The organism is Asaia sp. W19 (assembly GCF_003994335.1).
GTDB lineage: Bacteria > Pseudomonadota > Alphaproteobacteria > Acetobacterales > Acetobacteraceae > Asaia.
On the sequence record NZ_PNQZ01000064.1, the window covers coordinates 1 to 17,695 of the forward strand.

18 protein-coding genes and 1 tRNA gene are annotated in these 17,695 nt (G+C 60.6%); 4 read left to right on the forward strand and 15 right to left on the reverse strand.

Annotated features, from left to right (window positions below; all coding sequences use genetic code 11):
• The 4 genes from C0V97_RS12925 to C0V97_RS12940 form a co-directional block, all read right to left on the reverse strand.
• A partial coding sequence (locus C0V97_RS12925; protein WP_148114939.1) for a substrate-binding domain-containing protein occupies positions 1-576 on the reverse strand: 576 nt, incomplete at its 3' end.
• Positions 577-710: 134 nt separating this feature from the next.
• Positions 711-1,730 (reverse strand): ABC transporter permease subunit, encoded by a 1,020-nt coding sequence (locus tag C0V97_RS12930; RefSeq protein WP_127102596.1) that lies wholly within the window; start codon positions 1,728-1,730, stop codon positions 711-713.
• 12 nt (positions 1,731-1,742) lie between these two features.
• Positions 1,743-3,299 (reverse strand): sugar ABC transporter ATP-binding protein, encoded by a 1,557-nt coding sequence (locus tag C0V97_RS12935; protein WP_127103007.1) that lies wholly within the window; start codon positions 3,297-3,299, stop codon positions 1,743-1,745.
• A 234-nt stretch (positions 3,300-3,533) separates the two neighbouring features.
• Positions 3,534-4,121 carry a TetR/AcrR family transcriptional regulator gene (locus C0V97_RS12940; RefSeq protein WP_127103008.1) on the reverse strand — a complete coding sequence of 196 codons (588 nt, stop codon included), beginning with the start codon at positions 4,119-4,121 and terminating at the stop codon, positions 3,534-3,536.
• A 110-nt stretch (positions 4,122-4,231) separates the two neighbouring features.
• Between C0V97_RS12940 and C0V97_RS12945 the strand changes: the two genes are divergently transcribed.
• A complete protein-coding gene (locus tag C0V97_RS12945) occupies positions 4,232-4,834 on the forward strand; it encodes a hypothetical protein (protein ID WP_127103009.1) in 603 nt (200 codons plus the stop codon).
• Positions 4,835-4,956: 122 nt separating this feature from the next.
• Here C0V97_RS12945 and fusA read toward each other — a convergent pair whose 3' ends face one another.
• From fusA to C0V97_RS12965, 4 genes are all read right to left on the reverse strand, one after another.
• Entirely contained in the window at positions 4,957-7,062 is a 2,106-nt protein-coding gene (gene fusA / locus C0V97_RS12950) for an elongation factor G (protein WP_023977515.1), read from the reverse strand.
• A 260-nt stretch (positions 7,063-7,322) separates the two neighbouring features.
• Positions 7,323-7,625 (reverse strand): 50S ribosomal protein L28, encoded by a 303-nt coding sequence (rpmB, locus tag C0V97_RS12955; RefSeq protein ID WP_023977516.1) that lies wholly within the window; start codon positions 7,623-7,625, stop codon positions 7,323-7,325.
• A 119-nt stretch (positions 7,626-7,744) separates the two neighbouring features.
• Positions 7,745-8,089: a hypothetical protein gene (locus C0V97_RS12960; protein WP_233582157.1), complete on the reverse strand. Its 345-nt coding sequence runs from the start codon at positions 8,087-8,089 to the stop codon at positions 7,745-7,747.
• Between the two features lie 101 nt (positions 8,090-8,190).
• Entirely contained in the window at positions 8,191-9,972 is a 1,782-nt protein-coding gene (locus C0V97_RS12965) for an ABC transporter ATP-binding protein/permease (RefSeq protein WP_127103010.1), read from the reverse strand.
• An 89-nt stretch (positions 9,973-10,061) separates the two neighbouring features.
• On the opposite strand from C0V97_RS12965, the gene C0V97_RS12970 reads away from it, so the two are divergent.
• From C0V97_RS12970 to C0V97_RS12980, 3 genes are all read left to right on the forward strand, one after another.
• On the forward strand, positions 10,062-10,886 hold the full coding sequence (locus C0V97_RS12970; RefSeq protein ID WP_127103011.1) for an NUDIX domain-containing protein: 825 nt from the start codon (positions 10,062-10,064) through the stop codon (positions 10,884-10,886).
• A gap of 11 nt (positions 10,887-10,897) precedes the next feature.
• Entirely contained in the window at positions 10,898-11,347 is a 450-nt protein-coding gene (locus C0V97_RS12975) for a DUF3574 domain-containing protein (RefSeq protein ID WP_158625422.1), read from the forward strand.
• Between the two features lie 155 nt (positions 11,348-11,502).
• The gene (locus tag C0V97_RS12980) at positions 11,503-12,684 is read left to right on the forward strand and encodes an AI-2E family transporter (RefSeq protein ID WP_233582158.1); all 1,182 of its coding nucleotides are present in this window, start codon (positions 11,503-11,505) and stop codon (positions 12,682-12,684) included.
• A 221-nt stretch (positions 12,685-12,905) separates the two neighbouring features.
• Here C0V97_RS12980 and C0V97_RS12985 read toward each other — a convergent pair.
• The 7 genes from C0V97_RS12985 to C0V97_RS13015 form a co-directional block, all read right to left on the reverse strand.
• Positions 12,906-12,979 (reverse strand) — tRNA-Pro (locus C0V97_RS12985).
• Positions 12,980-13,063: 84 nt separating this feature from the next.
• Entirely contained in the window at positions 13,064-13,900 is an 837-nt protein-coding gene (locus C0V97_RS18715) for a MerR family transcriptional regulator (protein ID WP_233582159.1), read from the reverse strand.
• The gene (locus C0V97_RS12995) at positions 13,897-14,220 is read right to left on the reverse strand and encodes an integration host factor subunit alpha (protein ID WP_127103013.1); all 324 of its coding nucleotides are present in this window, start codon (positions 14,218-14,220) and stop codon (positions 13,897-13,899) included. The genes C0V97_RS18715 and C0V97_RS12995 overlap by 4 nt, the downstream gene beginning before the upstream one ends.
• Before the next feature lie 70 nt (positions 14,221-14,290).
• Complete coding sequence (locus C0V97_RS13000; RefSeq protein WP_127103014.1) at positions 14,291-15,244, reverse strand: beta-ketoacyl-ACP synthase III; 954 nt, start codon at positions 15,242-15,244, stop codon at positions 14,291-14,293.
• Positions 15,245-15,437: 193 nt separating this feature from the next.
• Entirely contained in the window at positions 15,438-16,529 is a 1,092-nt protein-coding gene (plsX, locus tag C0V97_RS13005; protein ID WP_127103015.1) for a phosphate acyltransferase PlsX, read from the reverse strand.
• Between the two features lie 67 nt (positions 16,530-16,596).
• Positions 16,597-16,800: a 50S ribosomal protein L32 gene (gene rpmF / locus C0V97_RS13010; RefSeq protein WP_023977526.1), complete on the reverse strand. Its 204-nt coding sequence runs from the start codon at positions 16,798-16,800 to the stop codon at positions 16,597-16,599.
• Positions 16,801-16,937: 137 nt separating this feature from the next.
• The gene (locus tag C0V97_RS13015) at positions 16,938-17,534 is read right to left on the reverse strand and encodes a DUF177 domain-containing protein (RefSeq protein WP_127103016.1); all 597 of its coding nucleotides are present in this window, start codon (positions 17,532-17,534) and stop codon (positions 16,938-16,940) included.
• Positions 17,535-17,695: the final 161 nt, after the last annotated feature.

The following is a 17,695-nucleotide window of genomic DNA, read 5'->3' on the forward strand; positions in this document are numbered from 1 at the left end:
ACCCCCGCCATTCTGATCGTCGCTGACAATCTTGATCTCGGGATATTTGGCGAGAACTTCCTTGCAGCCCTTCACGCGATCGATGATCGACGAGACCTGCGGACCGTTTTCGATCGCCACCTCGCCTTTACCATCCAGCTTCTTGGCAAGGTATTCGCATGAGATGCGTCCCGCCGCGACGTTATCGGTCTGCACCGTTCCATCCACACCGGCCGAGGCGACGTCCACTGCGATGACGGTAGCGCCAGCTTTCTGAACGCGCTTGACCGCAGGCATCACGGCCTGGGGGTCCACCCCATTCAGCAGAATCAGGTTCACACCGGAAGTGACGAAACTGTCCATCTGCGAGAATTGCTTGTTGAGATCGTAATCCGCAGAAAGCGCATTGATGCTGGCACTCGGGGCCACGCTCTTGAGCTGCGTGGTAGCACCTTTCACCAGCGCGACGAAATACGGGTTTCCGAGCGATCCGACTGAGACGCCCACATTGCTGATGCCATCGGCCCGAGCCGCCGGGGCAGTGAGAACAGTGGAAAGGGCGAGCGCGCCGAGGAAGAATTTTGTGCGAGTGATCATCTTGAGACATCCGAAACGGAAGAAAGACAAACTAGGTGAGCGTTTGACCCGGGGCGAAGGGACAATGGCCCCGGGGGTGAGCCCCTGAGAGGCCCACCTTGGGAGGCCCGGGCAGACCCCGGGGGAGCGCAGTGTCAGGTGCGCGCCGTCGGTGCCCGGAAGCGGTCGAGTGCCACGGCCACAATGATGACCAGACCCTTGACGATGAACTGCCAGATATCCGACACTCCGATGAGAATGAGGCCATTAGTGAGCACGGCGATCAGGAGCGCCCCGACGAGCGTGCCCCAGATCGAGCCGATCCCCCCGACAAAGGACGTGCCGCCCAGAATGACCGCGGCGATGGCATCGAGCTCATAGGACTGACCAAGCTGCAGGCCATTTGCCGCGTAAAGGCGGGCAGAGGACATGACGGCGCCAAGCCCTGCGAGCAGACCCGAAGCCGCGTAAACGAACATCAGGACAAGCCCGACGCGAATACCGGCCAGGCGCGCAGCGGAGGGGTTGCCGCCGATGGCGTAGATATGCACGCCCAGAACCGTACGACGCAGGATGAACCAGCTCGCCACGACCACAGCAAAAGCGATGACCGCAAGCCAGGGAATGGTGAAGGTCGAGGTGATCGCGATGCCATCATTGCCGATCCAGGCGAAGGAAAGATCGGGATTGAAAATCGTGCGGTCATTGCCCATGAGCCGGGCGAGCCCTCGTACGGCGGTCAATGTACCCAGCGTCACGATGAAGGGCGGAATCTTGACCCCCGCAATCAGTGCGCCGTTGAATACGCCGATCAGCAGACCTGCGCCGAGACAAGCCGGCACAGCCAGCCAGGCCAGATGGGGCAGTAGCGAGACAATCAGGCCGCACATGGCTGCGAAAGCCAGAATGGAGCCGACCGACAGATCGATACCGCCCGTTAGGATGACGAAGGTCATGCCCGAGGCCAGCACGGTATTGATGGATGCCTGCTGGGCAATGATCGAGAGATTCTGGCCCGACAGGAACCGATGCCCGCCGAGAAAATGAAAGCCCAGCGCCAGAAGGATCAGAACGGGCAGCATGCCAGCTGCCTGCATGATGCTGCGTGTGGTTGCGCGCGCGTTCAGCTGGGCGGCTGGTGAGGCCGCCACCGCCGGGTTGAGAGTATTGCTCATTGACGTGATATCCTAGGCGGCGATTGGCGAAGGGGAGGCAAGCCCGACAGCAAGAGACATGATGGCCTCCTGCGTGATCGCACTGCCTTCGAGTTCACCCGTGAGATGACCCTCGCGCATGACGAGAACGCGGTCACTCACGCCAATGATCTCGGCCATTTCGCTTGAAATGACGATGATCCCCAGCCCCTGCGCCGCCAGATCATTGATGATGCGATAGATTTCGGTCTTTGCCCCGATATCGACGCCACGCGTCGGCTCATCGAGGATCAGCACCTTGGGCCCTGTTTCGAGCAGACGGCCCAGCAGGACCTTCTGCTGGTTTCCGCCGGAGAGTCCACCAACATTGGTGAGCATGTTCTGCGCCTTGATGCGCAGGGCAGAGAACGAGCCCGTTGCACGGGTGCGCCCCTTCGTCTGGTCGAGCACGCCCATTCGGGAGTCACGCTCGACCACACCCAGATTGATGTTGCCGCTGCAGGACATGTCGAGAAAGAGACCGAGCGACTTACGGTCTTCAGTCAGATAGGCAATGCCTGCTGCGAGCGCGTCGCGCGGCGAGCGGATCTCGATTTTTTTCCCATCGAGTAAAACACTGCCGCCCGTTTTGGGGTCTGCCCCGAAGATAAGCCGGGCGAGTTCCGTACGCCCTGCCCCGACCAGACCGGCAATTCCCAGCACCTCGCCCGGACGAAGCGCGAAGCTTGTCGGCTGGACGCGCCGGCCATCTGTCAGGCCCTCGACCTGCATAATCGGGGCCGCATCGCGGCGGACGTGATTACCGTCCTTTTCATAGAAGCTCGACAGATCACGCCCGACCATCATGCTGACGATCCGCGCCGAGGAAAGCTCATGTTTCTCGAGCGTCCCGACATGGGCGCCGTCGCGCAGTACCGACACGCGATCGGCCAGTTCGTCGATCTCATCCATGCGGTGGCTGATATAGATGAGCGCCAGACCCTTCGCGCGAAGCTGGCGGATCAGAGCGAAGAGCCGGTCGGTTTCACGGGCCGAAAGCGCCGTGGTGGGCTCATCAAGCACCAGAATGCGTGCATCGCGGTGCAGGGCACGGGCGATCTCGACGAGCTGCTGCTCCGCGACCGACATAGTTGACAGGCGATCTTCCGGGCCAAAAGGCGCACCGAGCTCCTTCAAAAGGTCCCGGCAGGCCTCGTTCATGGCGGCACGATCAATCATGCCGTTGCGACGCAGCTCCGAGCCCAGATGGATGTTTTCGGCTACCGTCAGGTTCGGCGCGAGGGCCAGTTCCTGATAAATGATCCCGATACCCAGCGCCCGTGCAGAGGCCGGGTTGGTGATTTTCTGGACCTCACCGGCAATGCGGATTTCACCGCCAGGATCGGCTGTATAGGCGCCCGAGAGGATCTTCATCAGGGTGGACTTGCCCGCCCCGTTCTCACCCATCAGCGCCAGAATTTCACCGCCATAGGCGATGAGGGAAACATCCTTGAGAACACGCACCCCGGAGAATGTTTTGGAAATACCCTCGACATGCAGGAGCGGCGTTCCGTCCTGCGTGTCACACAACGTGTGTTGGGCCAGAGTCATGGGACCAGTCTCCCGATTTGCGCCTGAAGCAGCGGGGAAAACTTGCTTGGTCCCCTTCTGCCGAAATCGAGAGAAGCAGATATTTTGTTAAATTTATATAATGTTTTTGCAATCTTTAATTAAGTAACGGAGACGTGATAGTTAATTCGCGTCCATGTTGATCGCATCCCATCAAAGCCGCGCAATGCGCGTCCGTACCCTCTCCCTCGCCGAGCCCCGGAGCGAATCGAACCATCAATCAGCTGAGTTCCTCCCCCCGGAATCGAGCGCTTTAGCAAGGAAACCTTCAACGTTTTCGAAACCCTCGGCCGCGATCATCGGAGACAGCATTCCGTCTATGGCAAGCATAGCCAGGCCATGGACCCTTCCCCATAGCCCAGCCATACGCGCCGCTCCGCCTTCAATCCCCCCTGTCGCCGGGTCTAAGCCCTGCGCGAGGCCACGCAGGGCCTCGAAGGCGGCCTGCGAGGCCGATTGCAGGACCTCACTGCTCTCCAGAAGCAGGGCACGCCGGAACATGAGCTGGAAGAGGTTCGGATTGGCGATGGCGAAACGAATATAAGCCATACCAGCCTCATGCGCGGTTGAGGCCTTACCCAGTGCGAGCGCCAACTCCCGATATCCCTGTGCAGCGAGGGCCGCCCGAAGCCCGGCCAGACTGCCATAATGCGGCACCGCAGCCGTTGCCGAGACACCCGCCCTGCGGGTGACGGCGCGCAGGCTCAGCGCCTCCAACCCGCCGGTCGCGAGCAGAGCACGCCCTGCCTCAAGAAGCGCATTGGCGAGGTCGCCATGATGATAGGAGGAAGATGGGTCGTTCATGGTGCCTCACGGAGTTCCTGCCAATCTTTACAATAAAAAGTTTGACTCCGCCATGATCTGAGCGGCAATCTTTACGGTGAAAAGATACCAAAGCTGATTGAGGTACCCCTATGAGTTTCTCGTCCCGTCTCTCTCGCCTGCCACTCCGGGCAATCGTGCAGGAATTTGGTGGCCTCGCGCTTGTATGGGTTGGCGAGATGGCGGGGCTTGAGGCCTACGCCTTGCCTGCCAGTCTTGCGTTTGTGGGGGTGAGCGCTCTTCGTCGCTATCGTCGAGGCGCGGGGTTCCCTCCGCCTTGGGTTGCACTCAACGGTGGCGCGATCGGCTTCGGGCTTGCGAGTATCCTGCTCCGAGACAGGATGAGCCCTGATTACTTCGCCGCGTTCTGTGCCGCCATGATGGCGGGTTTATTCCTCTGGGGGAGCTTCTGGCGCATCTCCCTGATCGAACATCTGGCGCGGCAACGCGGAGGGGACGCGATGCAAGACCGTACCGAAGCACCGGGTATCGACCGCTTTTTCAGATTCTACACGCGCATATGGGGAGCGTTTTTCGCGGTGCGTGCCCTCGTCTTCATCGACATGGCGCGCATGCCTGCCCATCACGGGCCCGAGGCCTTTGTTCTCCGGCTCAGCCTTGTCTTCATGATTGCAGCGAGCTTCTTCGGGCCTTCTCTCTATCGGCTCCATCGCGCCTGTCAGAGCACGAGATGACGCCTTATCCTTGAGAGGGGCGCCGCACCTCTCCTCCCCGTACGCTTCGAAGCGCCAACAGAAAACGAAAAAAGCCGCCCCGAGGGGCGGCTTTTCCATGTTCTGAGACCGAGCCCGAAGGATCAGGCGCTCTTCGCCATGATTTCGTCGGCCACGTTGCGCGGCACCGGATCATAGTGATGGAACTGCATCGTAAACGACGCGCGGCCCTTGGTGGCCGAACGCAGATGCGAGATGTAGCCGAACATTTCCTTCAGCGGCACCTGAGCGCGGATCATGACGGTCGAACCGGCCGTCTCCTGGCTCTGGATGATGCCACGACGACGGTTGAGGTCGCCCACCACGTCACCGACATGGTCGTTCGGGGTCGTGATTTCCACATCCATGATCGGCTCGAGGATGACCGGGCCAGCATTCTTCATGCCTTCGCGGAAGCAGGCCTTGGCGGCGATTTCGAAGGCGAGAGCCGACGAGTCGACGTCATGGTACTTGCCGTCGAGCAGCGTGAACTTGAAGTCCACCGTCGGGAAGCCAGCCAGCACGCCCGTCGAGGACTGCATGCGGATGCCCTTTTCGACAGCCGGGATGTATTCCTTCGGAACCGTACCGCCAACGACCTTGTTCTCGAAGCTGATGCCTTCGTTACGCTCGACAGGCACGAACTCGATCTTGACTTCAGCGTACTGACCCGAACCACCGGACTGCTTCTTGTGGGTGTAGGTCTCGGTGTGGGCGCGCGAGATCGTCTCACGATAGGCCACCTGAGGCGCACCGACATTGGCTTCAACGCCGTATTCACGACGCAGACGGTCCACGATGATGTCCAGATGCAGTTCGCCCATGCCGGACAGGATGGTCTGACCCGTTTCCTGATCGGTCTTGAGCTGCAGCGAGGGATCTTCCGCGGCCAGCTTCTGCAGGGCCAGCGTCATCTTCTCGACGCCGTCCTTGGTCTTCGGCTCGACCGAGATGTCGATCACCGGAACCGGGAACTGCATGCGCTCCAGAACAACCGGATCAGCAGCGTCGGCCAGGGTGTCACCCGTCTGGGTGTCCTTCAGACCCACGAATGCGGCGATATCGCCAGCGCCGACCTGCTTGACTTCCTCACGCTTGTCAGCGTGCATCTGGAACATGCGGCCAACGCGTTCCTTGTGACCCTTGGTCGTGTTCAGCACGGTGTCGCCCGACTTCAGGACACCGCGATAGACGCGCACGAAGGTCAGGGTGCCGTACTTGTCGGAGATGATCTTGAACGCGAGACCGGCGAACTTGCCATCGGGATCGACCGGCACGATCGGCAGGAAGTTCTCGTCAACCTCTTCGCCTTCCGGCGGCGCGATACGGATGCCTTCGACTTCGTCAGGAGCCGGCAGGTAATCGATAACGGCATCGAGGAGCGGCTGAACGCCCTTGTTCTTGAAGGCCGTGCCGCACAGGACGGGACGGAACACGCCGGAGATAGCGCCCTTCTTGATGCACTTCTTGAGCGTTGCGACATCGACATCGCCCTTCTCGAAGTATTCTTCGATAGCGGCTTCATCGACACTCAGCGCGGTGTCCAGAAGGTTCTGGCGAGCTTCAGCTGCCTTTTCCTTCAGGTCATCGGGAATCTCGGCGTAGTGGAACTTCGCGCCCAGCTCGCCGCCTTCCCAGATGATGGCGCGCATTTCGACCAGATCGACCACGCCAACGAAGTTTTCTTCAATGCCGATCGGCAGCTGAAGCGGAATAGCGACGATGTCGAGCTTTTCCTTCAGCGTGTCGAACGCGCGATAGAAATCGGCGCCGGTACGATCGAGCTTGTTGATGAAGATGACGCGCGGCACGTTGTAACGGTCAGCCAGACGCCAGTTGGTTTCCGACTGCGGCTGAACACCGGCAACGCCTTCGATGATGAAGATGGCGCCGTCGAGCACGCGCAGCGAGCGGTTCACTTCGATGTTGAAGTCGATGTGGCCCGGGGTGTCGATGATGTTGATGCGGTGGTTTTCCCACTCGCAGGTCACGGCTGCCGAGGTGATCGTGATGCCACGCTCACGTTCCTGCGCCATGTAGTCGGTGGTCGTGTTGCCGTCATGCACTTCACCGATGCGATGCGACACGCCGGTGTAGTACAGAATACGCTCGGTCGTCGTGGTCTTGCCGGCATCAATATGCGCGGTGATACCGATATTGCGGATCTTCGAGAGAGCCGATTTGGCTTCTGCGACGCTGCTTTCGGACACGGGATACCTCCAGAATGCGATGAAAGGTGCTTCAGGCCGCCCCGAAACACCTTTGCCGTGGCCGTCACAGATCGACGCGCTATGCCAGAATATTCCCGGTGGTATGCCCTTCGGGAAGCTTGGGGAAGACGTCGAAGCCGGATCGACCAAGTCGGGCCTTGTGATCGAGTGGCTGAATGAAACAACCCGACCACGTTTTCAAGGCCAATTGTGTTGCTGCCTGCCTTTTCCGCCGGGGCGTCAGGCTGGCGCCGTCAGACTCAAGCGGTCTGAGCGGCCTTGCTTTCTTGAGCGCGCAGGATGCGGCGCTTGATGACCTGAGCTTCAACCGGGAGCTTGCGGTTCGGCGTGCTGATCAGGAACGAGTCCAGGCCGCCATTATGCTCGACCGTACGGATACCCTGGGTGGAGAGACGCAGACGAACGCCCGTGCCCAGAATGTCGGACAGAAGGGTGATTTCCTGCAGGTTGGGCAGGAAACGACGACGGGTCTTGTTGTTGGCGTGGCTGACGTTGTTGCCCGTCAGCACACCCTTGCCCGTGATTTGGCAGCGGCGTGACATGGACTTGATCCTCGGTAGTAATATGATCGCCGAGACCACTCCCGGCATACGACGATGCGTTAAGGCGCGGCTTATGACGGAGCCCCCCGCTCCCGTCAAGCCGAAAGCGTCGCAAACTGTCATTCGCCGTCTGAAAAGGCGTCCGCACAAAGCAGTTCACCCGTGCGGATGCTGTCGATTGCGGTTTGCAGCATCCGCACCATCGTTTCGGCATCGGTGGTCCGGGCGAGCACGCCCAGCGAACCGCCGAGCAATGCCGAGGCGATCAGTTCGGTCGGCAGGTTCTGCTCCACAAGATAGCCGATTGCCTTGTCGATCACGGCGCCGCACTGACGCAGTTCTTCGGGGATCTCGACGGCATCAGGGTCGTCAGAGAGCTCATGAGCCGCCTGATCCCGGATTTCCGCCTCGATATTCTGGTCGGGATGGAAGTCCTGGGCGAGGTCTTCGGCCGGCTTGGTCATGAGAGTTCTCCTCTTGAATTGGGAATGCGCGCGGCAGGCGGTCTGGTGACCAGCCGGACGCGCATCATCGAGCAACAGTTAGGGAAGCACTGGCGAGAAAACTAGGTCGCTGCGGTGGATTGATGGGTCACCATCTCGAAATAGGCTCCATGTTGCGCCATCAGCGCCTCATGGGTGCCCTGCTCGACGATGCGCCCGGACTCGATCACCAGAATCCGTGTTGCGTGCCGTATGGTCGATAATCTGTGGGCTATGGCGATCGTGGTCTGGCGGGAAGTCACCTGACGCAAGGCCTCCATAAGCCGCAGCTCGGTGCCGGTATCCAGCGCGCTCGTCGCCTCGTCCAGCAGAAGCAGCCGTGGCTTGCGCAGAATGATGCGCGCCAGAGCAATACGCTGACGCTCTCCACCCGAAAGCTTGAGGCCACGCTCGCCAACCAGCGTTTCATACCCTTCCTCAAGGCCGTCGATGAAATCATGAATCTGGGCCAGACGCGCGGCCTCTTCGATCTCCTCCTGAGTAGCCTCCAGATGACCATAGGCGATGTTGTAGCCGATCGTATCATTGAAGAGCTGCGTGTCCTGCGGGACCACGCCGATCATGCGATGCAGATCGACAGGAGCGAGGGTCGTCAGGTCCTGCCCATCCAGCAGGATAGAGCCTGAACGCGGCGCATAAGCCCCAAGGATGAGCCGGGCTATGGTTGATTTTCCTGCCCCGGTCGGGCCGACAAGCGCAAGCGTCTCGCCCGGCCCGGCATCGAAGGAAAGGGTGTGCAGGATTTCGCGCCCGTCATAATCGAAACTGACATCGCGAAACGAGAGCGAGGCAGGCTCGATCCCTGCCGGAGCGCTGCCAGTATCCCTGCCCTCCCCGCCCCGGGGCGTCTCGTCCATCAGCTCGGTCAGGTGCTCCAGATCGACGCAGGCATTGCGCCACCCCGCATAGACGAGGTTGAGCGAGATGATGGCCTGATAAAGCGTGCGCAAATAGGTCCCGATCAGCACGAAGGCCGCAACATCCAGTCTTCCGGCCGCCAGATCGCGCGCCGCCATGAGGAACAGGGCAAGCGTTGCCAGCGCGATCATGGCGTTCTGACTGACCGAGGACAGACCGGCGACAAAGGTCATGCGCAGACTGGCCTTTTCCTGCGCGCGCCGCGCGCGCTCATAGCGCGCATATTCATGGGGCTCATTGGCGAAATGGCGCACGGATTCGAAATTGAGCAGGGAATCGAGCAGGAAGTGCTGCGCGCGGCCATTGGCCTCATTGCGTTGTCGCCGCGCTCTGACCCGTTGGCGCACGAACCATTGCGCGAGGGCGATATAGCTCACGAGCGCTACAGCAATGACTGCCGCATATCGTGGACCAAGGAAATGGAACACGACGGCAATGGTCAAACCCGTATCCAGCACGGCTGGCAGCACATTGAAGAGCGCCAGACGCAACAACGTGTCTGCGGCCTCAGAGCCGCGCTCGATGGCGCGTGTGAGGGCGCCTGTCTGCCTGTCACGATGAAAGCGATAGGGCAGATCGAGCAGGTGCCTGAAGGCCTCCTGTGCCGTCAGCGCCTGGAGCCGCTGTCCAACCGGCTGATACACCAGTTCCTGCAACGCCGAGAAAACGCTCCGGAAGAAAATCAGCCCGGCATAGGACAGGATCAGCATAACAGGCACGACCACCCGCAGATCCGGCACCGAAAAATGCGCGACCAGTCGGCTGAACATGTAGGGTGTGGCCAGAATGCAGAGCCGCTCCCCCAAAAGCAGCAACAGCGTCAGGCCCATGCCGATGCGGAAAAAGCGGATGTCATGTGACAGGACGAGACGCCAGGCCCGGACGAGGCTGGTGACAGCGAGAGGCAAACGCCAGGAGAAGGACATGAGTCCAAATTGTGGTGTGCGTCAGCGTTTTGCAATCGCCTCCTGTTACGCGATATCGTTGCCCCTCAGAGTAGAGAGTACCGCCCTCCATGCACGACAATCGCCTTGCCCCGTTTCTGGCCCATATCAGGCAGTGCAAGACTGCCATTCTCCCCGGGGACAGACGCCTTTTTCGGGCGGGGGAAACGCCATTCGGGCTGGTCGATCCCCGCGCCTTCGCGGCCCTGACGGAGCTTGGTCTGGCTCAGGGGGAGGAGTTCCGCATCGAGGACGGCACAAAGCTTGTCGGGCTGGGCGTTACCCTCGCCGAGCGCGGGCTCTATCGGCCTCATGACGAACTCTTCGACGTATTCGACAACCAGGGGAAGGTGATCGGCCAGATCGATCGTGGCGCCCTGCCCCTGCTGGGCTGCACCGCCGCCGGTGTGCATCTGAACGGGCTGGTGCAGAAAGATGGCCAATGCCTCATCTGGATGGGCCATCGCGCTGCGAACAAGCGCCTCGACCCGGGCAAACTCGACCATCTGGCGGCAGGGGGCATCTGCACAGGCCTCACCCCTATGGAAGCGCTTATCAAGGAGTCGGGGGAGGAAGCCGCTATTCCGCCCAAGCTCGCGGCACAGGCCCAACCCGTCGCGACCCTGCGCTACGCCATGGCACGGCCCGAAGGCCTGCGCCAGGACACGCTCTACTGCTACGATCTGCTCCTGCCAACCGAGTTCGTCCCGCAGCCGGTGGATGGAGAAGTGGCCTTTTTCGAGCTCATGGCGCTCGAACAGGTCTTTGCTCTGGTACGCGACACGAACGACATCAAATTCAACGTCAATCTCGTGCTGATCGACCTCTTCCTGCGCCATGGGCTTTTCACGCCCGATGAGAGCACGATCCTGCGTGCGGCGCTCGATCGCCAGTGAGACCTCTGTCCTTGCATCGGATTCTTCCTCCCAGCCTCGCGCTGATTCTCGGAGTCACGCTGCTTGCGATTTCGGGATGTGCGACCGCACCGGCTCCCGCGCCGCAGGAAAGGATACTCTGCAAGGCGATTGCGGGTGCCCCCTCGGAATCCATCACCCTTGCTTTCGGTCTCTCGCTTCCTGGAGGAGGCGAGATCACGGAGGCCGACTGGAAGGATTTCCTCGCGCGCGAGGTGACGCCTGACTTCCCTGCCGGCCTTTCGGTTACGGAAGTGCGTGGACAATGGCAGGATACGCCCGCGTCACCGATCATCCACGAACGCGCGCGACTGGTATGGATCATCGCGCCTTCTGGTCCCGGTCTGGGCGCGAAGCTGACGGCCATACGCAACGCCTATAAAAAACGGTTCAACCAGAGTTCCGTCGCCGCGTTCATCCACTCTGGCTGCGCCTCCTTTTAGGCGTATCCTGCACCCTAGAGTGGACTGGCATGTTGACGCGCGACCGTAACTTGCCAGAAATGAGAATCGCCCTCCTGATGTGATCAGGATTTACAGGAAAACAGGCAGCGTCTCCGGAACCGCGAAGCGTCATTTCACGACGGTCGGAGCGGGCGATGCTGGCCCCGAGGAACATGATGACCAACCCGAACGCCATGCCACCAGCCGGCCTGACCCGACCATCTGCCGAGTGTCAGGACCAGCCGGGGGAAGACGATCTTACAGAGGCGACCGGCTCACCCGTCGGGCGAGGACAAAGACGCTCCAGAGGTCTTCTCGGCTTCTTCTTCATTGCTCTCGCCCTGTTCACACTCAAGAACTTCCTGCCAGCCCTGCTTTGGGGCTGCGTCTTCGCCATTGCCTCCTGGCCGCTTTATCAACGTACCGAAAAGCGCTTCGGGCGGACGGAATGGCTTCCCATGCTGTTCACCGCAGCCATCGCGCTCATCTTTCTCGTGCCGCTCAGCCTCGTAGGATACAAGGCTGCCGAGGAGGCGCAGAGCGCGCTGCACTGGATCGACGAAGTGCGCCATACTGGCATACCGATGCCGGAATGGCTCAACGATCTGCCCTTTGAGCGGGCCCAGGTGGCACGCTGGTGGCAGAACAATCTCGTCAACCCGGAACACCTCAATCGTCTCTTCCACTCTTTCGATGCCGGTCATGGCATGGCCGTCACCAGGCAGGTCACCACGCAGGTTGCAAGACGTGCGACGCTCTTCCTGTTTTCTATCCTAACGCTGTTCTTCCTGCTCCGTGATGGTGCGGATATCATCCACCGTGTTCTGGTGGTGTCGAACCGGACCTTCGGCAAGCGCGGAGAGAAGCTGGCACGGCAGATGATCTCTTCGGTGCATGGTACGGTGGCGGGTCTTGTGCTGGTCGGGCTGGGAGAGGGCTTCGTGATGGGCATCGCCTATGTGCTGACCGACACGCCTCAGCCACTGCTCTTTGCCCTGCTCACAGGCGTGGCGGCCATGATCCCGTTTCTGGGCCTGCCTACGGTCATACTGGCTGCCCTTCTGATCATCGTTCAGGGCAAGATGATCGCGGGCATCGTTATCATCGTGCTCGGGGCGATCGTGATTTTTGTGGCGGACCACTTCATTCGCCCTGCTCTGATTGGCGGAAGCACGCAAATGCCGTTCCTCTGGGTCCTTCTGGGCATTCTCGGGGGTGTGGAAACCTGGGGCTTGCTCGGCCTGTTTCTTGGCCCGGCCATCATGGCAGCCGTCCATCTGCTGTGGCGTATCTGGAGCTCGGATACGGAAAGCCAGCTTCGCGAGGAAGCACAATAGGCCTGCCCTCCAGAGGGCTTCTGATCGCTGAATCATGGGAAGGGCCGGCTCGACCGGCCTTTTTCATGCCCGTTGTCCGGGCGCATCGGTGCACAGACACTGGCACTTCCGCACCGGGCGAGATGCGCGATGCTGCACAGATCGACAGGCAAGCGCGTCTACACGCGGCGAAACCGCTTAATCTTTGAATTTTGGAGATAAGAACCGCAGGACGAACGATATCGGGCAGGCGGGATTCGAACCCACGACCCCCAGTCCCCCAGACTGATGCGCTACCAGGCTGCGCTACTGCCCGTCAGTCCTGCGGTACAGGCCGTTTAGCAGGGGGGCGCTTATCCTGCAAGCGCCCCAAGGCCAGTTTTTTGCACGATCAGCGTTTTCAGGCGCTTGGCAGCATTTCGCGCAGATTATCGAGCTCACCCAGCACATCCTCGAGGGCGAGACGCAGAGCCCGACGCTCGTGGCGCCACCGTTCTTCCTTGGCACGCAACTCTGCCAATTCATCCTGGAGAATGGCGTTCAGCTCTGCCGCGCTACCGCCCTGCGAAGGAGCGGAGACGACTGCTTCCCCTCGAGCTTCCGCCTCGGCGTTAGCGAGCGGTGAAATGATAGAGACTTGTGTGAACTCGGCAGGCAGGGCGTTCGTCTCTTCACCTGCATCGACAGCTCCTTCATTCTGAAACGCCCGATGACCTTCTCCAGGCTCTGCGATAGACGCCTCATCAGCATCAGCTGCCATGGGGCCGGAATCCAGATCCACGCTCTGCTCTTCCACAGCGGGGTGGAATGCTGGAATCTCGAAAGGCGCTCGCGGGGTCTCTGACGCGGCGCTTCCTCCATCAACTCCGGTGGCTTGCCGGAGTTCGGGCTCTGCTGGCGCAGAAGCAACCACTGGAAGCGGCCCCACGGCTCCGTGCTCTTTCAGAACACGCTGAACGCCTTTGATCGTGTAGCCCTGCACGTAAAGCAGGTCCGTGATCTGGCGAAGCGTGTCGATATCCTCGGGACTATAATAGCGTCGTCCGCCACCGCGTTTGAGCGGCTTGACCTCGGGAAAGCGCGTCTCCCAGAAACGCAACACGTGCTGCGGAACATGAAGCTCGTCGGCAACTTCACTGATGGTGCGGTAGGCATTGGGGCCCTTCACCAGCCGATCAAGATCGCTGCGCTCTTCAGCCCCCTTAAGCAGATCAGGTGCGGAGTGGGTGGTCGTCATGAATCATCGCCTTCACTGGCAAGACCTTCAATCGACTCGCCATTCACCTCGGCCCTGAGAATCTGGCTAGGCCGGAACACCAGCACCGAGCGCGGCAGAATCGGCACCTCGATACCGGTCTTGGGATTGCGGCCGACCCTGCGGCCTTTCTGGCGGACGGAAAAAGTCCCGAATCCGCTCAGCTTGACCGTCTCGCCTTTTTCGAGCCGCGCAGCGATCAGTTCGAGAACCGTCTCGAGCAGATCGGCGGATTCGTGCCGGGACAGCCCTACTTCACTATAGATGTGCTCTGCTATTTGCGCGCGGGTCACCGTGGTCATGACAGCACCGTATCATGACAGTAATGAAAATCAATCAAATCAGTGTTCTGACATGACCCGTCGACGGGTTCTACAGACGCAGCAGCGCCGAGCCCCAGGTCAGACCGCCGCCAAGCGCCTCAAGCAGCACCAGGTCTCCCGGCTTGATGCGCCCGTCGCGTACCGCTTCGTCAAGCGCAAGCGGTATGGACGCCGCAGACGTATTGGCGTGACGATCAACCGTCACGACCACGCGATCGAGTGGCAGGGCAAGCTTCTTGGCCATGCCCTCGATGATACGCAGATTGGCCTGGTGCGGAACGAGCCAGGCAATATCCTGTCCCTGAAGCCCGTTCGCAGCCAGAGCCTCGTCCACCACTGAAGAGAGCTTGGCAACCGCGTGGCGGAAGACCTCCCGCCCCTGCATATGCAGCACAGGCTTGGCCGTAGCGGGTCCATCCACGTACAGGATGTCGCCATGGCTTCCATCACTGTGCAGATGGGTGGAAAGAATTCCAAGCCCCTCTTCCTCGGTAGCTTCCAGTACAACCGCACCCGCACCGTCGCCGAACAGGACGCAGGTCGTGCGATCCTCCCAGTCGACAATGCGCGAATAGACTTCCGTGCCGATCACCAGCGCCTTCTTGACCTGACCGCTGCGAATGAATGCCTCGGCGGTAGCCAGGGCGTAGACGAAGCCGGAACAGGCCGCCGTCAGATCAAAGGCGAACCCGGCCGCCATGCCCAGCTCCGCCTGTACGCGGACAGCCGTTGCGGGAAAGCACTGGTCGGGCGTCGCGGTCGCCACGATGACGGCACCAATTTCCTGCGCATCGATTCCGGCATAGGCCAGTGCAGCACGAGCAGAATTGACCGCCATGCTGACGGCCGTCTCGTCCTCGCCGGCGATGTGACGCTGCGCAATGCCGGTACGCGTCCTGATCCATTCATCTGAAGTCTCGATACGCTCGGCCAGATCGGCGTTCGTGACAACCTGCTTCGGCAGATAGCTGCCAAATCCGGTCAGGCGCGCGCGCAGGGACATGTCGTTTCCTCTTGTACTGATGCCGGGAAGGCAGACCCTGCCGATACCAGCCTATCCGTTATCGCGCCAGTAGCGCCCAAGGCAGCCCCCGGAAAAGACAGACCATGCGTCAGGCCGCCGGGGAGAAGGCAAGGCAGGTTGGAGGCGGGTATGGCCAAGGACCTGTAAGCCCGCATCGGGCCAACAGAACCGATCAGGCCGCCGTCGTGGAAGAAGCGAGCTCTCTCTCGGCCTCGGCGGCCATGAGAGCCTCGACCTGACGCAGGCGATCGCGGATCTTCTCATTGATCGAATGGGTTACGGCATCCATCGCCACATCGATGGCGGCGGCAAAACCTTCGGCATCCGCGCCACCATGAGACTTCACGACAATTCCGTTAAGACCGACGAACACAGCCCCGTTGTATCGGCGCGGGTCGATCCATTCTTTCATGCGCTCCAGTCCGGGACGCACGAGAAGATACCCGATACGGGTCAGCAGGTTGGTCTTGAAGACGCGCTGCAACAGCATCGAAACCAGCTTGAGTGCGCCCTCACCCGTCTTGAGCGCTATATTGCCCGAAAATCCGTCGGTCACGACGACGTCGGTCGTTCCCGCTGTGATATCATGGCCCTCTACGAAGCCATGAAATTGAGCGGAAAGCGGCGAATCGCGCAGGATATCGGCTGCGGCACGAAGGCGCTCGTCACCCTTCAACTCCTCGGCGCCGACATTCAGCAAACCGATACTGGGCGCAGGGAGACCGAGCACCGCCTTGGCGAAAGCCTCACCCATGACAGCAAACTCGACCAGATTGCGCGTATCGCAGGCAATATTGGCCCCCAAATCGAGCATCACAACGTCGCCACGGGCCGATGGATTAACCGCCGCCATGGCAGGACGCGTGATTCCGGGGAGCGTCTTGAGCACGATCTTGGCAAGAGCGAGCATGGCACCGCTGTTGCCAGCTGACACGACGCCGCCCGCCTCGCCCGAGGCGACTGCATCAATCGCCATGCGCAGCGAGGAATCCCGCATGCGCAGGGCTGCCGTCGGCTTCATTTCCATGGAAATGGAGGAGGGCGCGTGGCGGATTTCGCAGATGCGCTGTGCCTTGGTGTAGCGGGCCAGCTGCGGACGCAGCACGGCTTCATCACCGACCAGCAGAATCTTAGCTGTAGGATGTCGATCGGCTGCCCGATCCAAACCGGCCAGAACGATCTCGGGGGCATGATCCCCGCCCATCGCATCAATAGCCAAACTGTAAGGCGCAGCCTGGCTGGCCGGCACATTCAGGTCAGTCATGCTCCGCCCCGCGTCTCATTTCAAACAAGATGCGCTGACTCTTTCACCGAGCCAGCCCCATCGAGCCTCAAACGCGAACGGTCGTCTTCAGCGTCTTGCCGGAAGCCACGACTTCACGACCGTCATAATGACCGCAATGCGCGCAAACATGATGCGGGCGCTTCAGCTCACCGCAGTTGCTGCACTCGGCGTGAGCCTGAACGGTCAGGGCGTGGTGGCTGCGACGCATGCCCATGCGGGACGGCGTGGTCTTTCTCTTGGGGACGGCCATGGCAGGAGCCTCTTTCTTCTTAGATCGTCCCTGCAACCGGTCGCCATTCGACCGCAGCGGGAAACGATACTGTTCACTATGATCAGGCGGGCGGCTCTAGCAGACCCGAAGCCGGGTCGCAAGCATCCTGTGCGTTTCTAGCTCAGATCCGTCTTTTTTTTGGGGAGAGACAGACCGGCCAGGGCACCGAACGGGTTGGGTCGGCCACCTGCTTCATCTGCGGTTTCCTCTGCCGCCTCACGGGGGGCTTCGTCAACCGCATTTTCGAGGGCGGCTCCCGGCTTGCGCGGATAGGCGGGTAACATCAGGGCAAGCTGCTCGCTGGCGATCTCTCCCAGGTCGAGTGCATTCCCCTCATAGGGAATCTCGTCAATCGCCTCGAGATCCGAAGCCGTCTCCTCTGAAAAACGACGTGCAGGAACCATCCGTACCGCAAAGGACTCATTCAGGGCGTCTTCGAATTGTTCCCCTGTGATCACGCATTCCAGCACCACATGGGCGGTCAGCACGCCTTCGAGCACAAAATTATCCGACGCTTCAGGAATGATGCGGAAACGACAGTCGAGCGCACGAACCGCCGGAATGTCCAGACGCTTTGCCAGCTTCCTGCACTCGTCCTCCTTGGCCTTGATCGTCTCGCTCAGCCCCTCATGGCCGATACGGTTGATAACCAGACGACGCGAGAATTCCGGCTGGGATGGAGGAACACTTTCGAAATCCTGTCTGTCGCTCATGGCTGCCTTCCTGACACTATCTGCGGCGGGAACATGCTTGCGCATCGGAAAAACCGGCGAGCAAGCTCCCTTTTCCGAATTGCCTTACCGTTGGTGTAAGCAATATAGAAGAGTCTGATCGTCTTGCGACGCTGATGAAACATCGTTTCCATCGCAGCATG

Bases quoted from the DNA above. Each gene is read 5' to 3' on its own strand.
- C0V97_RS12980 (WP_233582158.1), top strand. From the start codon at position 11,503: ATGCTGGCCCCGAGGAACATGATGACCAACCCGAACGCCATGCCACCA.
- C0V97_RS12940 (WP_127103008.1), bottom strand. From the start codon at position 4,121: ATGAACGACCCATCTTCCTCCTATCATCATGGCGACCTCGCCAATGCG.
- C0V97_RS12945 (WP_127103009.1), top strand. From the start codon at position 4,232: ATGAGTTTCTCGTCCCGTCTCTCTCGCCTGCCACTCCGGGCAATCGTG.
- C0V97_RS13015 (WP_127103016.1), bottom strand. From the start codon at position 17,534: ATGAGCGACAGACAGGATTTCGAAAGTGTTCCTCCATCCCAGCCGGAA.
- C0V97_RS12960 (WP_233582157.1), bottom strand. From the start codon at position 8,089: ATGACCAAGCCGGCCGAAGACCTCGCCCAGGACTTCCATCCCGACCAG.
- C0V97_RS12930 (WP_127102596.1), bottom strand. From the start codon at position 1,730: ATGAGCAATACTCTCAACCCGGCGGTGGCGGCCTCACCAGCCGCCCAG.
- C0V97_RS12965 (WP_127103010.1), bottom strand. From the start codon at position 9,972: ATGTCCTTCTCCTGGCGTTTGCCTCTCGCTGTCACCAGCCTCGTCCGG.
- C0V97_RS12935 (WP_127103007.1), bottom strand. From the start codon at position 3,299: ATGACTCTGGCCCAACACACGTTGTGTGACACGCAGGACGGAACGCCG.
- plsX (WP_127103015.1), bottom strand. From the start codon at position 16,529: ATGACTGACCTGAATGTGCCGGCCAGCCAGGCTGCGCCTTACAGTTTG.
- rpmF (WP_023977526.1), bottom strand. From the start codon at position 16,800: ATGGCCGTCCCCAAGAGAAAGACCACGCCGTCCCGCATGGGCATGCGT.
- C0V97_RS12995 (WP_127103013.1), bottom strand. From the start codon at position 14,220: ATGACCACGGTGACCCGCGCGCAAATAGCAGAGCACATCTATAGTGAA.
- C0V97_RS18715 (WP_233582159.1), bottom strand. From the start codon at position 13,900: ATGACGACCACCCACTCCGCACCTGATCTGCTTAAGGGGGCTGAAGAG.
- C0V97_RS12970 (WP_127103011.1), top strand. From the start codon at position 10,062: ATGCACGACAATCGCCTTGCCCCGTTTCTGGCCCATATCAGGCAGTGC.
- rpmB (WP_023977516.1), bottom strand. From the start codon at position 7,625: ATGTCACGCCGCTGCCAAATCACGGGCAAGGGTGTGCTGACGGGCAAC.
- C0V97_RS13000 (WP_127103014.1), bottom strand. From the start codon at position 15,244: ATGTCCCTGCGCGCGCGCCTGACCGGATTTGGCAGCTATCTGCCGAAG.